Source organism: Synechocystis sp. LKSZ1 (assembly GCF_040436315.1).
GTDB lineage: Bacteria > Cyanobacteriota > Cyanobacteriia > Cyanobacteriales > Microcystaceae > Synechocystis.
Genome location: NZ_AP031572.1, coordinates 3,342,721 through 3,357,412, shown reverse-complemented (window position 1 = coordinate 3,357,412; position 14,692 = coordinate 3,342,721). Strand labels below are relative to the sequence as shown.

Genomic DNA, 14,692 nt, shown 5'->3' with positions numbered 1-14,692 from the left:
TCCCCTCAATGGCCCTGCCTCGGCTGAACCCCACGGGCTCTCTGGGTTATTGAGTCTGACGATCTCTCACTACTACCAGAGGGCCAACAACCGGGTTATGGCTTCCCTAGCCAGGCCCCTACGTATTTTTTCGGTGATACCCTCCGTATTTTCAGGGGGAAGATTCCCGTCTTTTGGCGGCATTTTCCTAACTCAACTGGGCCACGCTTTGGTTGCTCATCAGGGTCTTTTGCAAAAGGAGGTCTTCCACTGTAATGCGGAGATAGCGTTGGGCATCGACCCAAAAGAGAACTTTGATACGGTCACTGCCCGGATAGCCAGGGGGAGAAAGTTGAGCAATGGCCCTGGCCCCCGGGCGGTCGTTGAGGGCCTGGACGACAAATTGCTCCGTGGTGAGGGGCCGTGTTACCAGGCGGTCTCCCTCCAGATAGATTTCCGTGCCCCCCACCGTAGCGCCGAGTTCACCAATAATCAGTTCAATGCTGGGTTGGTTGTCTAGAGAGGCCCCCAGGGTGAGTTCTACCGGTTGGGCCATGGGGTAGGCCTGGCCCGCTTCAATAATGGGATGCCAGCTATGGCAGTTTTGGCGACGATTCCAGTAGCGCACACCGTAGCTGTGGTAGAGCAAGTCTTGAATTTCCTGGCCTTGGACAAGTTTCAGGGCCCCCAGGGCAATGGCCTCAAAGGGCCGGTCACTGGCAATTTTGTTGGCAGGAAAATAGTCTTGGAGCCAGGCCTGAATAGCAGGAATTTGGCTCGTGCCCCCCACAAGGAGAACCGCTTCAATGGCTTCGGGGCTAATGTCTTGACTTTGGCCCTGTTGCAGGACTTGGGTCAGCAGGGTATCCAGGCGCTCAAAAAATTGATGACGCTGGAGGATTTCTTCTAGGCCGGAGCGGGTCAGGGTCAATTCGTAGCTCTCTAGGCTACGGTCATCAAAATAAACCTCTGTAGCCGTTGGGGCCTGGGACAAACTAATTTTTAGACGTTCGGCCAGGCGCTGGGTCACGACGGAGCTAGGAATCCCCAATTTTTGGGCAAAATCAGCAATGAGCCAGTTATCAATATCACTCCCGCCCAAGTTAGCACCGGCCTTCGCTAGGATCTTGGCCAATTCTTTTTGGCCCTTGACAGCCGACTCCGTCGAACGACTGCCCCACTTCAGAATAAATCCTTGACGAGGGGCCGGACGCGCGGGCTTTCGCAGTTGTACTAAGGAGAAATCGACGGTTCCCCCACCAAAATCAATGACTAAAATAACGTTGGCCTGGCCTTGGTCGTAGCCGAGAGCAGCAGCAGTGGGTTCATCTAACAGACGGATTTGGGCAATCCCCCAATCCTGGCAAAGACTCCCTAGCCAATGGCGATAGGCCTCAAAACTATCCACCGGCACCGTAACAATCAATTCCTCCAGGGCCTGGCCCTCGTTGGCCTGGAGCGTACTTAATAATTGCCCGAGGAACCATTGCCCGACCTTTTCAAAACTAATGGTCTGGCCCTCTAATTCCGGCAAAAATCCCTGAATTGAGGCCCCAATGCCCCGCTTAAAGTTGCGAAAAAAGCGAGGATTGGGCCGACGATCCCCCCCCCGGTCGAGAACCGCTTGCCCGGCCCAAACTTTTCCCTGGGCCGCATCTTCTACAAACACCAGACTAGGAATCAGGGCCGGATTTGGCCCCCAACCCTGGGAGAGACCCGGCAAGGCCACCATTTCAGCCTGTTGGGTCACGGCATTCCAGCGAGTAATAACGGTATTTGTTGTTCCAAAATCGATGGCGTAGGACACAGCCAAGTTTCAAACCCAAATCTTACTGTTGCTCATTATGCCCCGATCCCTTGCCAAAACAAAAAACCCCGGTTAAATCACCAGGGCATATCTAGGAGAACTCAATGTCAATGGAAGGTACCGCAACCCCTAACGCACCCGCCCTAAGAGTATTAAGTGGCGAAAATAAATCTGAGGTTTTGGCGTAGCCTTACACTTCTTATATCGTAAGTATTTTGTTAATTTTTGTCAACGAGGCTTGACTGGGGTTCCTTTTATTGCAGTTAGATCAGGGCACAGAAGAGGGGTTTTGTTCCAGTTCGGCCAGGGTATGGGGGGCAAACTTAGTGAAGAACTGCCAGCCCAAATACAGGGCCAGGGCCAGCATATAGGCCACCAGGGCCAACCAGAGGAGGTGGTTACTTTGCTCGTAGATAGCCAGGGCGAGGCAGGGCAGGTAGGCCGCGCCAAAGGCCCAGAGAACCGCATTGCGGAGAATAGTGCCCTGTTTCAGGCCGATAAAGTAACCCTCCAACATAAAGGCCAGGGCAGTCAGTTCCAGCAGGGGCAGGAGCCAAAAACTGTATTGCCCAAGGGTCTGATTCACTTCTTCGTGGTTGGTTAACAGGCCAAAAACGACGTCAGGAAAGAGGACGGCCCCTAGGGCAAAACCGAGGGCAATCAGCAGGGTGGTCAAGATGGAAACCAACAGCAGTGGCCCCAACTGATCGGTCTGGCCCTTGCTTTTAAAATTTCCCGTCAGGGTTTGGGTGGTCATGCCTACTCCTTGGATGGTGAATTGACTCAGGAGGGCGATCTGGAGTAGAAGGCCATTCTGAGCCAAGACCGTGGTGCCCAAGGTCGAACTGACGTTGGTAAACAAAGCATAGGAAGTGATCAGTACCAGGAAACGAATCAGAATATTGCTCTTGAGAATCACAGTTTCCCGCAGAGAACTCCGGTGTAAGAGTTCTGCCCAGGCCTGGGAAAAGGTGGCGCGGGGCGTAATCGCCACCAGGCCGATCAGGCCTACCAGTAAGGCGAGATATTGGCTCCAGGCCGTCGCTAGGCCAGCCCCACTACTGGCCCAGCCCCAACGATTGATGGTGAGGTAGTCCAGGCCAACGTTGGACAGATTGCCCACCAGAGACATCAGCAATACCAGTCCATTGCGTTCCTGGCCCAGAAACCAACCAATGATCACAAAGTTGAGCAAGACGGCAGGGGCACCCCAGATGCGGCCATAGAAGTAATCCACCCCTGATAGCTCCACCGTGGGGGAACCACTCAGCAGGGCAAAACCCAATTTCTGGATGGGATATTGCAGGGCCAGAATAAGCAAGCCAATGCCCAAGGCCACGGCCCCACTGCGGAGGCCCGCCGCTAGTACCGCCACCGTATCTCCCAAGCCAGCGGCCTGGGCTGTCAAGGCTGTGGTGCTAGTGCGGAGGAACTTTAGCACCCGATAGAGGTAGTCAAACAGGATCGAGGCCAGGATCACCCCGGCCAGGTGGCGAATATCCGCGAGGTGCCCCAGAAAGGCCGTATCGACCAAGCCAGCCAAGGGAACCATCATGTTAGAAAAGATGCTAATGGCAGAGAGCCGCGAAAAGCGTGGTAAAAACTGGTATTGGTCTGGGAGAACCCGCGAAACAGCCATGGCAAACAGGGGTAAAAAACAAGGAACGACGGCGGCCGTTCTATAAACAATTTTTGACATATTCCCCGCTCCAATGGGGTGCTTCTACGCCGGTTAGCCATCACGGGCGTCAAGCTTCGCTAAGATAAAAAACATTCTGCACCTTCTTTTTGAAATCCTCCATTCTCTTTGTGCTCCTCCACACCGGAGGACTTTTTTTCGATGGGAATTGAAATTGAACGGAAATTTTTAGTGACCGGAGAGGGTTGGCGTTCTCTAGGGCCCAAGACCCTCTACCGTCAGGGCTATCTCCCCAGTCAAGACCACACCACCGTTCGCGTCCGTATTGTTGATCAGCAGGCCTACTTGACCATCAAGGGCCAGAACACGGGAATGTCCCGTTTAGAGTTTGAATATGCTATTCCCCTCGCCGATGCCCAGGCCCTATTGGAAAACCTCTGTCGCTCTCCCCTGATTGAAAAGTATCGTTACCGCATTCCTTGGCAGGGGTTTCTCTGGGAAGTAGACGAATTTCTGGGGGAAAATGCCGGCCTGATTTTGGCGGAGGTGGAGCTAGAATCGGAAGACCAACAACCGCCCTTACCGGATTGGCTTGGCCCTGAAGTTACCCACGACTCCCGCTACTACAACAGTAATCTGGCCCAGCATCCCTTCCGGGCCTGGGTTTAAACCATTTCACCCCACTCAACCGATGACCACTCCCACTGCTTGGCAATCCGCTGACCATGCCCTGGCCTACTTGAGCCGGGCCGATGCCATTCCCCACCGCACCGAAGGCGAGGCCGTTTTACTGAGCCAAGTTCCCCTCACCGTCCGCCGCATCTTGGATCTGGGTACCGGGGATGGCCGTCTCCTGGCCCTGCTCAAAATTGACCGCCCGGAGGCCAACGGCATTGCCCTAGACTTTTCCGAGACGATGCTGACGGCGGCCCGAGAACGCTTTGCCCCCAACCCCCGCGTTGAAGTGATGGCCCACAACCTCGAAGACCCTTTACCGGATTTGGGCCCCTTCGAGGCCATTGTTTCTAGCTTTGCCATCCATCACCTAGCCGATGACCGCAAACAGGCCCTCTACGGAGAAATTTACGACCGTCTGGCCCCAGGGGGGATTTTCTGTAACCTTGAACATGTGGCCTCACCAACGGAGCGTTTGCATCGACGCTTTATGCAGGCCATTGGTTTTGATCCGAATCATGAAGACCCTTCCAATCAATTAGTGGATGTCGAAACCCAACTGCAATGGTTACGAAACCTGGGCTTTATCGATGTGGACTGCTACTGGAAATGGCTAGAAATGGCCCTGCTGATTGGCGTTAAACCCTAGACCCAATTGGCTCGAACCGGCCCCTAGCCTTTTTCCCGCAGTTTATCCTGGCCCGCGTGTTTTTCAATAAAATCAATCAGTTTGCTGGCCACATCAATCCCCGTTGCTTCCTCAATCCCTTCTAGGCCAGGAGAGGAATTGACCTCCAGGACGACCGGCCCGTGGTTAGAGCGGAGGATATCCACCCCAGCAAAGCGCAGGCCCATGATTTTCGCGGCACGGACAGCCGTACTGCGTTCTTCGGGGGTGAGTTTAATCTTCTCCGCGGTGCCGCCCCGATGCAGATTGGAACGAAATTCACCGGGGGCCCCCTGCCGTTTCATCGAAGCCACTACTTTTTCCCCGATCACCAGACAGCGGATATCCATACCCCCCGCCTCCTTAATAAATTCCTGCACCAAAATATTGGCATCCAGGCCCCGAAAGGCCTCAATCACGGACGTAGCCGCCTGGGGCGTTTCTGCCAAAACCACCCCAAGGCCCTGGGTTCCCTCTAAGAGCTTAATCACCAGTGGTGCTCCCCCGACAATATTAATCAGGCCCTCGATATCCTTTGTGGAATGAGCAAAGCCCGTCACCGGCAAGCCAATCCCTTCTCGGGCCAAGAGTTGCAGGCAACGAAGCTTATCACGAGAACGGGAAATGGCCTGGGAGGAATTGGGGGTAAACACATTCATCATTTCAAACTGCCGCACCACCGCCGTACCGTAAAAAGTCTTCGAGGCCCCAATACGGGGAATTACGGCATCTAGATTCCACACGACCTGGCCCTGGTAAATCACCTGGGGATTGTGGGAAGTAATATTCATGTAGCACCGTAGGTAATCAATGATGCGAATGTCATGGCCGCGTTTTTCTCCGGCCTCCTTGAGGCGACGGGTAGAGTAGAGGTTGGGACGGCGAGAGAGAATCGCTATTTTCATGAATAAAGACCGACGGTTGAGACAGATGAGAGGGCGGATGTTGCCCGTAGAGAAAGGAGCGGCTGGGGTCTGTCCAAAACCGCTGGCTAATGGCCTGACGCCCCAACAATAACCGAAAACCCATGGCCTCTCGATTAGTCAAGGTCACTTCAATTGGCCAACTAATGTCTCCTAGGGTGACAAGGGTGGTAATCACGGGCCGCCGCTCTTGGTGGCCATTGGAACTGCGCACCCGACGATACCCCTGAAGTGTTGCGACTGCCTCGACCATTTCCCGCCGGGAACGCTGTTGGGCATAAACCTTGAAACAAATGTAGGCCTGTCCGTGGTGCTCCCAAGTATGGAGATCAACAGCATGGAGGGCCGATGACCGGGCCCCAGTATCGATTTTGGCTTTGATCCAGGGAACCCCGAGCTGAGGAAAGGCCACCCATTCTCGCCAACCAATCAGGGGTAGAGGGGAAGGAAGGGAAGAAATCATGCCACCATGCCGAAAAGTCCTTTCCAGCTTATCGAAAATGGAGAATGCAAGTCGTTCTTAGCATAGAGTATAAGTAAGATTTATATGACTACAGAGTCCATGTATTTAAGCTCAAATGTTTTGATTGAATGATTAAAAAGTGATGTCAATCACAGCATTAGAGGGATGCGGCTAAAAAAGAGGCCCTGCACCCAGACGTTGTTGAGGTAGTATAGAGTTCTCAAAAAAGTACGCCAATCTGCACAACATGTTTTTAGGTGTATTATACAAAAAACTTCTTGTGTACTTTCTCTGTTTAGAGTAATATACAGAAATATTCTTAAAAAAACATGTGTCTAGCATAATACATGAAAACTTTCCGTATAATCCCTAGTTAAGCGTTCTCCTTAGATAGTAATATTGCAAGGTAGATTTTTCATCATCTTGAAATGAGTAGAGATAAGCGGTGACAGATAATAGTAGACTTCCCAGACGGACGAATAATCAGAAGCTTGGCGAAAGTGCACAAGATATATTCAGCTCTACATTTATCCACTTTTGTAATGTAGTTCCCGTCCCCCAATCTAGAGATCTTGGAATTGATTTTTTCTGCGAAGTTATGGAAGGTGACTATCCTACAGGTCTCATGTTTAATGCGCAGTGTAAGAACAAAGAACAGGCGTGTGAGATGAATCGATCGCTGTCTATTCAGATTAAAATAAAAACAATAAATTATTGGTTAAGTCAACGCAATCCAACATTTCTCTTTGTATATGACTACCAAAATAAAGATTTTCTTTGGTGCTTTCCATTAATTCACTTACTTTCCTTGAGTAAAGAGTGGCGTTTTAATGATTCCATCTCGCTTCCAATGCCTTCTTCAAACAGGTTCAGTCGTGATATTGTTCAAATACCTTCTGATCTTCTGGAAATTATACAATCAGAGGATCTGCGTCGAAAACTTGATAACTTACAAGAATATATGCATGACATACGGCAACAGTATGAAGCCGAGCTCGATTATCAAACTCAAGGAGCTTATAAGGAATATTGGGCTGAACTTGAGCTAGATGAATGAAAAATAGAGAGAAGCGGTTCAGTATAACTATTTATGCAATCAATGGTTCACCATTGCCTACCGAGTTTATTGCATCCTTGACCAGGAGGTCAGTAATCTTTAATTTATTTACATGGCATAGAAGTGTGGAAATGTTAGCGTATGCTTAGCTAGGTCATTGCAACGGATGGACGAAAGATCCGAGTCTGATATAATATGCGGAAAATATCTGCCACCGCTAATTTGAGCTGTTAGACAGACAACATTTTGAGAATTTTAAAGTAAGCCATTGTATATCCTGAGTTCTGCTACCGTCTGGACTAGACCTTGCCTTTCATAAACGGTTAGTAACGCTTCAACGCTTTGCGGTAGATTTTTTAAACTTATTCGCTGTTGCTTGAATGCCTCACAGACTACAGAATGAGCCAAATTCATCAAATGAAGAATAAACGCAATAAACGCAAACACAAAATTGAGCTCATCATGGGGAGACAGGGCCAAACCTCCGATCGATGCCATTTCTGGTCATTGAGGCCGATCAGTCTGGGATCAGCCAGCCGTTTGCCCCAAGCCCCCGAAGCCTTGGGATATAATTCTGAAATAATTTCCTTTTTCCTTCCTGCGTGAAGTGCCAGCGCGTATGACAACTCATCCCGACCGCATCATTATCTTTGATACCACCCTCCGTGATGGGGAACAGTCCCCCGGTGCTACCCTGACCGTTGATGAGAAACTGACCATCGCCCGCGCCCTGGCCCGCCTGGGAGTTGATGTCATCGAAGCGGGTTTTCCCTTTGCCAGTCCTGGGGACTTTGAAGCGGTGCAAAAAATTGCCGAAACTGTGGGCACCGAAACCGGCCCGATGATTTGTGGCCTAGCCCGCGCCACACGCAATGATATTAAAACAGCGGCTGAGGCCCTGAAACCAGCGGCCAAACATCGTATCCATACTTTTTTGGCGACCTCCGATATCCACCTAGAGTATAAACTCAAAAAAACACGGGCAGAAGTTCTGCAAATCGTGCCCGAGATGGTGGCCTATGCCCGCTCCCTCGTGGATGATGTGGAATTTTCCCCCGAAGATGCAGGCCGGAGTGACCCGGAATTTCTCTATCAAGTCCTAGAGCAGGCCATTGCCGCCGGGGCCACGACGATTAATATTCCCGATACGGTGGGCTATACTACACCTTCGGAGTTCGGGGCCTTGATTAAGGGTATTAAAGAAAATGTGCCCAATATCGACCAGGCCATTATTTCCGTCCATGGCCATAATGATCTGGGTCTGGCGGTGGCCAACTTTCTAGAAGCCGTTAAAAATGGGGCCCGCCAACTGGAATGTACGATCAATGGTATTGGGGAACGAGCCGGTAATGCGGCCCTGGAAGAATTGGTCATGGCCCTGCATGTGCGCCGGGCCTACTTTAATCCCTTCCTTGGTCGGCCGGTCGAATCGAGCGAACCCCTGACCCGCATTGATACCAAACAAATTTACTCTACTTCTCGTCTCGTTTCTGAGCTAACGGGCATGATGGTACAGCCCAATAAAGCCATTGTCGGGGCCAACGCCTTTGCCCACGAGTCAGGTATTCACCAGGATGGCGTGCTCAAAAATAAGCTGACCTACGAGATCATGGATGCGGAATCCATTGGCTTGACCAACAACCAAATTGTTTTGGGTAAGCTGTCGGGACGCAACGCCTTTCGTACTCGCCTGAAGGAACTGGGGTTTGAACTTAGTGAAAATGAACTCAATAACGCCTTCCTGCGCTTTAAAGAAGTGGCGGATAAGCGCAAGGAAATTACCGATTGGGATCTTGAAGCCATTGTCAACGACGAAATTCGCCAGGCCCCGGAACTTTTCCGCCTAGAACTGGTGCAGGTTTCCTGTGGCGACTATTCCCGTCCGACGGCCACGGTATCCGTCCGCACCCCTGATGGACAGGAACTGACGGATGCGGCCATTGGGACTGGCCCGGTGGATGCTGTTTACAAGGCCATTAACCGCGTGGTGAATTTGCCCAACGACCTGATCGAATTTTCGGTCAAGTCTGTCACAGAAGGCATTGATGCCCTGGGCAAAGTGACCATTCGCCTACGTCACAATGATGTGATTTACACTGGCTATGCGGCCAACACCGATATTATTGTGGCTTCAGCGCGGGCCTACCTGAACGCCCTTAATCGTCTCTACGCGGCCCTCGAAAGCCAGAATGCCACAGGGAAACAACCTGTAACGGCGTCTCTGTAACCCTCAAGATAATGACTCTGGCTAGCCCCTAGACTAATAACTGGGATAGACTAGCCAGGGCCGCTTCCGTTTTTTGGGAATTACGGGATAAGTTGGTAACCACTTCTTGGTTATCCTCGGCAGTTTTCACCAAGGCACGAATTTGATCCCTGAGTTCTTTGGAAATATCGTTGATGGTGGTATTAGCCTCGGCAATTTGAATACTGAGTTTTTCAATTTCCTCAATGATCATGTTAAAGGGGAGACGGTTATCATCACTGACCGGTAAGCTGGTGCTGATAATTGAGGCCTGGAAGGAGAGGTTTTCCACCCGCTTGCTGATTTTATTGATCAAGTCGTTACCCTGATCAATATTGGCTAATTTTTCTCGGAAATCCTGGGTGATTTTGTTAATATTTTGGGTAAATTGAATAACCGATTCAACGCCTTTACTTAAGGAAGCAAAGGTTTTTTGACCTTCCCGAGAAAGCAAGCTTCCGACTTCTTCAAAGCGTCGATTCAGGCTAATGATTTCTTCCGTTTTGAGGGAGAGTTCTTGGGTTTTAAGCTGTAGTTGGGACTTTTGTTCTTCAAGCTGGGACTTTTGGGCTTCCAGTAGGTCATTGCGTTCCTGGAGGGCTTCCTGCTGTTCTTCGAGTTGTTCGGCGTATTTCTGCACTCGTCGGCCCTGTTCTGCTGCTTGCTCTGCGTACTCCCGTAATTCCTGTTCCTGGGCCACTAAGCGGTGGTTCATGGTGGAAAACATTTCTGATTGGGCCAGAATTAACTTACTAAAATCCAGCATGCCGACTTCCTGGCCCTGTTTAACTACCACAATAGGATCGTACACCGATTTCGTCGGGCGACAAAAGGACAGCCTGACGGCGTCGGTAATTGAGGTATGGGCAGAAATTTTCAAGACATCCTCATCCATATTGTCGAGCAAAACGCTGATGGGACGGCGGGCGTACAACGCAATACTAATATCACTACTTAATTTTTCAAAAAAGGCGCGGCGGGTAATCGACCCCAGGACTTGGTTATTGTTGACTACTAAAAAACCGGGCAAGCTAGGATATTCTAATAAATGATTTTTAACACTTTCTGTGGTAATACTAGCAGGCACCCGATAATCATCCAAGGGCAGATGTTCCAAGTTGTCTGCTTTTTCCACGGCTACCGGACTGCTTAGCATAACTTCAACCTTGCGTACAATGGCGTGAGCTTGGCCCTCGGGCCAGGACTGAATGATTCATGCAGTAATCAAATGATTATAGATTTTGTTCTTACAATCTTTTTTAATATTTAGCTAAGACTTTTTTAAGCTTTGATTAAGTCCCTATCTAGTCAGGCTTTAAACATAGACAAAACCTAGTCAAAATACTGTTTGAGTACAATGCGGAGTGCCGGGTCGTTGGCGGGAGTTGGTCAAATCCAGGCCAAACAGCATTGACGGAAATCATCTCCCCGTTGCTCAAAGCTCTGATACTGGTCAAAACTCGCACAGGCGGGTGACAGAAGCACCACCTTGACCCCCTTCAGCGGCGCCAGAGTAAGGGAGCGTTCCACCGCTTTGGCCATGGTCTCAACAATTTCGTAGTCATGATAGCCACAGTCCTCTAGGCGCTGGGCAAATTGAGGGGCCGCTTCTCCAATCAGCAAAACAGCGGCGGCTCGGGCCTTGATTTCCCCGATCCAGCGGCGGTCGTCGCCTTCCTTGGCTTCTCCGCCTGCAATCAGGATGGCCGGAGCCGGTACCGAGGCTAATCCCACTTCAGCGGCATCGTAGTTCGTGGCTTTACTGTCATTAATAAATTCAATCCCCCGTAAATTGGCAATCCGTTCTAGGCGGTGGGGTACTCCCCGAAAAGCGACCAAGGCTTCAGTAATTGCTTTCTTATCAATGCCGGCTAGGCGAGCTGTTGCCACAGCCATGAGTAGGTTTTGCTGGTTATGCAAGCCCGGCATTTTAAAGAGGTTCATGGGCAGAATCAGTTCTCCAAAGGCCGATACCCAATGATCCTCTAGATAAACCCCGCGTTTCGGGTCGCAGCGGAGTTTTTCTTTTCCCTGCACACTCGTCCAGTAGGCCTCGGGCCATTGATTAGGGCCTTGCTGATATAGGTAGGCATCGTCACCGTTGAAAATCTGTTGTTCGGAGCGCTGTAATAGAGAAGCTTTAATCGCGTAGTAGTTTTCTAGGGTTTTATGGCGCTGGAGATGATCGGGGGTAAAGGTCGTCCATAGGCCAATTTTAGGGGCTAGGGTGGCGGCAGCTTCTATCTGGTAACTACTAATTTCGGCAATAATCCAATCAAATTTCTGGCCCTGGAGGACTAACTCACAGGCCGCATAGCCGATGTTGCCGCAGGCTGGAGCCTGGAGACCCGCAGCTTGAAAAATAACTTGAATCAGCGAAGTCGTCGTCGTTTTACCGTTAGTTCCGGTGACGCCTACCCAAGGAGTTTGGCCCAAGTACTGCCAGGCAAGTTCAATTTCTCCTAGGACTTCCACTCCCTTTTCCCTGGCCTGTACCAAGGCGGGCAAATCCCAGGGCACTCCAGGGCTGACCACAATTCGATCGGGCCAGTGCTCGGAGTCGGGCTCTAATTGATGGCCTAACTTAAGTGTGATACCTTCTGCGATCAGAGGAGCCCCCATGGCCTGCAAACTCGGGCTCACGGAACGGTCACTCAGGATGACATCCCAGCCATCTCGCCGTAAAACCCGTGCAGCGGCAATTCCTGACCGCCCTAATCCGATAATGTAAGCCTTGGCCATGCGATGGGGTTGTTTTTGGTGTTAGTGGACACAATAAAGTATTGTACTGGCCTGGGGGCGCAAAAAAGCGCTTCTCTCGGGAGGGAAGCCAGCGCCTCAAAAATAGTTGGCCCAAGCGATTCATTTCCTGGGTCGATAGATAGGGAGTATTCTGGTTAGAAGACCTGTGTCTTCGTCGTTACCGACGCCTCCGTCACCGCTATGACCACCGCCATGCAATGGGCTAATGCACTTTCCACTCGTCCTTCCCTAGAAGCGGCTTTAAACGAAGTTACTGCTACAATCCAGCATCAACTCACGGGGAAGCCCGACCTGGGCATTGTTTTTTTGTCCTCGGCCTTTGCCAGCGATGCACTGCGTTTGATGCCCTTATTGTTGGAAAAGTTACCCATACCAACCGTGATTGGTTGCCTAGGCGGAGGGATTGTTGGCACGACCTCCAATGATATTGAGGAAATTGAGCAGGGCCCGGCCCTGAGTCTCAGTGTGGGCCATTTGCCGGGCGTGACGATCCATCCCTTTCAGATTGATGGCAATCAACTACCGGATCTGGATGGGCCGCCCCAGGCTTGGATTGATCTAATTGGCGTTGATCCAGCAGATAATCCCCACTTCATTTTGCTCGTCGACCCTATGGCTGGGGGCATTACCGACCTCCTAGCCGGCCTTGACTTTGCCTATCCCCGGGGGAACAAAATTGGCGGCTTGGCCAGTGGTGGCGACAGCATGGCACCGGGCCCGTTATTCTATGCCCAGGCTGGCCGTTCGGCCCCCCGACTCTACGGTCAGGGAACCGTGGGTGTGGCTTTGAGTGGCGCGATTCAGGTCGATAGCATTGTGGCCCAGGGCTGTCGTCCCATCGGGAAACCCTTCCAAGTGACGGATGGAGAACGCAATATCATCACAGAAATTCAGGCCATCTCTCCCAGCACCGGCGAGTTAATTACCGCGCCTCCCCTGGAAGTCCTACGGGAGTTGGTACAAACCCTTAATGACTCAGACCGGGAACTGGCCCAGACGGCCCTGTTTGTGGGGGTGGCCATGGATAGTTTTAAACTCAGTCTCCAGCCGGGAGATTTTCTGATTCGCAATCTGCTGGGGGTGGATCCCCGTCAGGGGGCCATTGCCATCGGCGACCGGGTTAGACGGGGACAGCGTCTCCAGTTTCATCTTCGGGATGCCCAAACCTCCGCCGAAGATCTGCAATTCCTCCTCAGTGACTATCTCCAGGCCCATCCGACTTCTCAGGCCCTGGGGGCCTTGATGTTTTCCTGTCTGGGCCGGGGCACCAATCTCTACCCCGATGCCAACTTTGACTCGCAAGTCTTTCAGCGATTTTTACCGGGGGTTCCTCTGGGGGGTTTCTTCTGCAACGGCGAGATTGGCCCCGTTGGCCAACAAACCTTTCTCCACGGCTACACGTCCGCCTTTGCTATCCTGCGACCGGCCAATCCTTAAAATGTAGAATGGCCATCAAGAAAGTGTTAACCCTTGGCTGACTCTGCTATGACGATGACCTCCGACTCTACCCTTGTCACCCCTAGCCAACCCGTCGCCCATGTGGTCGAAACCTGGAATCTCAGCAAGACCTACCGCACCGGGTTCTGGCTTAACCAAAAAGTACAATCCCTCAAGGACTTTTCCCTCACGGTTCACCAGGGAGAAACCTTTGGCCTACTAGGGCCAAACGGGGCCGGGAAAACCACCCTCCTCAAAATCCTGCTGGGGGTGATTCGTCCCAGTACGGGCCGGGCGGTTCTGCTGGGCAAGCCCATCGGAGACCGTCAAACCAAACAACGGGTCGGTTACTTACCAGAAAATGCCTATTTCTACGATTTTTTGACGGCTTGGGAATTTCTAGAGTTTGTTGGCGGCCTATTTCAGGTACCCCGCACGATTCTCCAAGGTCGTATTGGCGAAATGTGTGACCTTGTCGGACTAGCCCAAAAGACAGCCAAGAAAAAACAAATGCGGCAGTACTCTAAGGGGATGTTGCAACGGGTTGGCATGGCCCAGGCCTTGATCAATGACCCGGAAGTGGTTTTTCTGGATGAACCCATGTCGGGCCTAGATCCTCTGGGGCGCTATCAAGTCCGGGAAATTATTCTGTCCCTAAAGGCCCAGGGCAAAACCATCTTTTTTAACTCCCATATTTTGGCAGATGTGGAACAAATCTGCGACCGCATTGCTATCTTGGCCCGAGGGGAACTGCTCTGTATTGGGTCATTGGAGGAAATTTTAGGCCGAGCTGATATTTATCAAGTCATTCTCAAGGGTAGTAGCCAGGAACACCTAGAGCCTTGGCTGAAGGAACTCCGCCTAGAGGACGGTTTATGGCACGGTCAACTCCACGGCAACCCCCAAGCCTTCATCGATGCCCTCCCTAAACTTGAGGCCCAACTGATCAGCATGAATCTGGCCCGGGCCTCTCTGGAGGAGTACTTTATCCGTCAACTACGGGAACGGGGAATTACTTTCAGCCAATGATCCTTTTG

12 protein-coding genes are annotated in these 14,692 nt (G+C 51.4%); 6 read left to right on the top strand and 6 right to left on the bottom strand.

The genetic code is table 11. From position 1 onward, the window contains the following. Positions 1 to 187 precede the first annotated feature (187 nt). Positions 188 to 1,786, bottom strand: coding sequence for an Hsp70 family protein (locus ABXS88_RS15190; RefSeq protein ID WP_353672890.1), 1,599 nt, complete (start codon positions 1,784 to 1,786; stop codon positions 188 to 190). A 268-nt stretch (positions 1,787 to 2,054) separates the two neighbouring features. Further along, positions 2,055 to 3,485: a guanitoxin biosynthesis MATE family efflux transporter GntT gene (gene gntT, locus ABXS88_RS15185; protein WP_353672889.1), complete on the bottom strand. Its 1,431-nt coding sequence runs from the start codon at positions 3,483 to 3,485 to the stop codon at positions 2,055 to 2,057. Between the two features lie 141 nt (positions 3,486 to 3,626). Between gntT and ABXS88_RS15180 the strand changes: the two genes are divergently transcribed. Both ABXS88_RS15180 and ABXS88_RS15175 read left to right on the top strand, forming a co-directional pair. After that, complete coding sequence (locus ABXS88_RS15180; RefSeq protein WP_353672888.1) at positions 3,627 to 4,094, top strand: CYTH domain-containing protein; 468 nt, start codon at positions 3,627 to 3,629, stop codon at positions 4,092 to 4,094. A gap of 22 nt (positions 4,095 to 4,116) precedes the next feature. After that, complete coding sequence (locus ABXS88_RS15175; protein WP_353672887.1) at positions 4,117 to 4,749, top strand: class I SAM-dependent methyltransferase; 633 nt, start codon at positions 4,117 to 4,119, stop codon at positions 4,747 to 4,749. A gap of 23 nt (positions 4,750 to 4,772) precedes the next feature. Here ABXS88_RS15175 and rimK read toward each other — a convergent pair whose 3' ends face one another. Together rimK and ABXS88_RS15165 are read right to left on the bottom strand one after the other, a co-directional pair. Continuing rightward, positions 4,773 to 5,672: a 30S ribosomal protein S6--L-glutamate ligase gene (rimK, locus tag ABXS88_RS15170; protein ID WP_353672886.1), complete on the bottom strand. Its 900-nt coding sequence runs from the start codon at positions 5,670 to 5,672 to the stop codon at positions 4,773 to 4,775. Further along, a complete protein-coding gene (locus tag ABXS88_RS15165) occupies positions 5,590 to 6,153 on the bottom strand; it encodes a RimK/LysX family protein (RefSeq protein ID WP_353672885.1) in 564 nt (187 codons plus the stop codon). Before ABXS88_RS15165 ends, rimK begins: the two co-directional genes overlap by 83 nt. Positions 6,154 to 6,598: 445 nt before the next feature. Here ABXS88_RS15165 and ABXS88_RS15160 point away from each other — a divergent pair, with 445 nt between their 5' ends. Then, positions 6,599 to 7,210, top strand: a complete 612-nt coding sequence (locus ABXS88_RS15160; RefSeq protein WP_353672884.1) for a DUF4365 domain-containing protein — start codon at positions 6,599 to 6,601, stop codon at positions 7,208 to 7,210. Between the two features lie 619 nt (positions 7,211 to 7,829). Further along, complete coding sequence (locus ABXS88_RS15155; protein WP_353672883.1) at positions 7,830 to 9,437, top strand: 2-isopropylmalate synthase; 1,608 nt, start codon at positions 7,830 to 7,832, stop codon at positions 9,435 to 9,437. A 28-nt stretch (positions 9,438 to 9,465) separates the two neighbouring features. Here the strand turns inward: ABXS88_RS15155 and ABXS88_RS15150 are convergent, their stop codons facing one another. Both ABXS88_RS15150 and murD read right to left on the bottom strand, forming a co-directional pair. Beyond that, on the bottom strand, positions 9,466 to 10,611 hold the full coding sequence (locus ABXS88_RS15150; RefSeq protein WP_353672882.1) for a hypothetical protein: 1,146 nt from the start codon (positions 10,609 to 10,611) through the stop codon (positions 9,466 to 9,468). 233 nt (positions 10,612 to 10,844) lie between these two features. Continuing rightward, positions 10,845 to 12,197 (bottom strand): UDP-N-acetylmuramoyl-L-alanine--D-glutamate ligase, encoded by a 1,353-nt coding sequence (murD, locus tag ABXS88_RS15145; RefSeq protein ID WP_353672881.1) that lies wholly within the window; start codon positions 12,195 to 12,197, stop codon positions 10,845 to 10,847. Between the two features lie 201 nt (positions 12,198 to 12,398). Here murD and ABXS88_RS15140 point away from each other — a divergent pair, with 201 nt between their 5' ends. Together ABXS88_RS15140 and ABXS88_RS15135 are read left to right on the top strand one after the other, a co-directional pair. Further along, complete coding sequence (locus ABXS88_RS15140) at positions 12,399 to 13,655, top strand: FIST N-terminal domain-containing protein (protein ID WP_353672880.1); 1,257 nt, start codon at positions 12,399 to 12,401, stop codon at positions 13,653 to 13,655. Between the two features lie 48 nt (positions 13,656 to 13,703). Beyond that, the gene (locus ABXS88_RS15135; RefSeq protein ID WP_353672879.1) at positions 13,704 to 14,684 is read left to right on the top strand and encodes an ABC transporter ATP-binding protein; all 981 of its coding nucleotides are present in this window, start codon (positions 13,704 to 13,706) and stop codon (positions 14,682 to 14,684) included. Positions 14,685 to 14,692 lie beyond the last annotated feature (8 nt).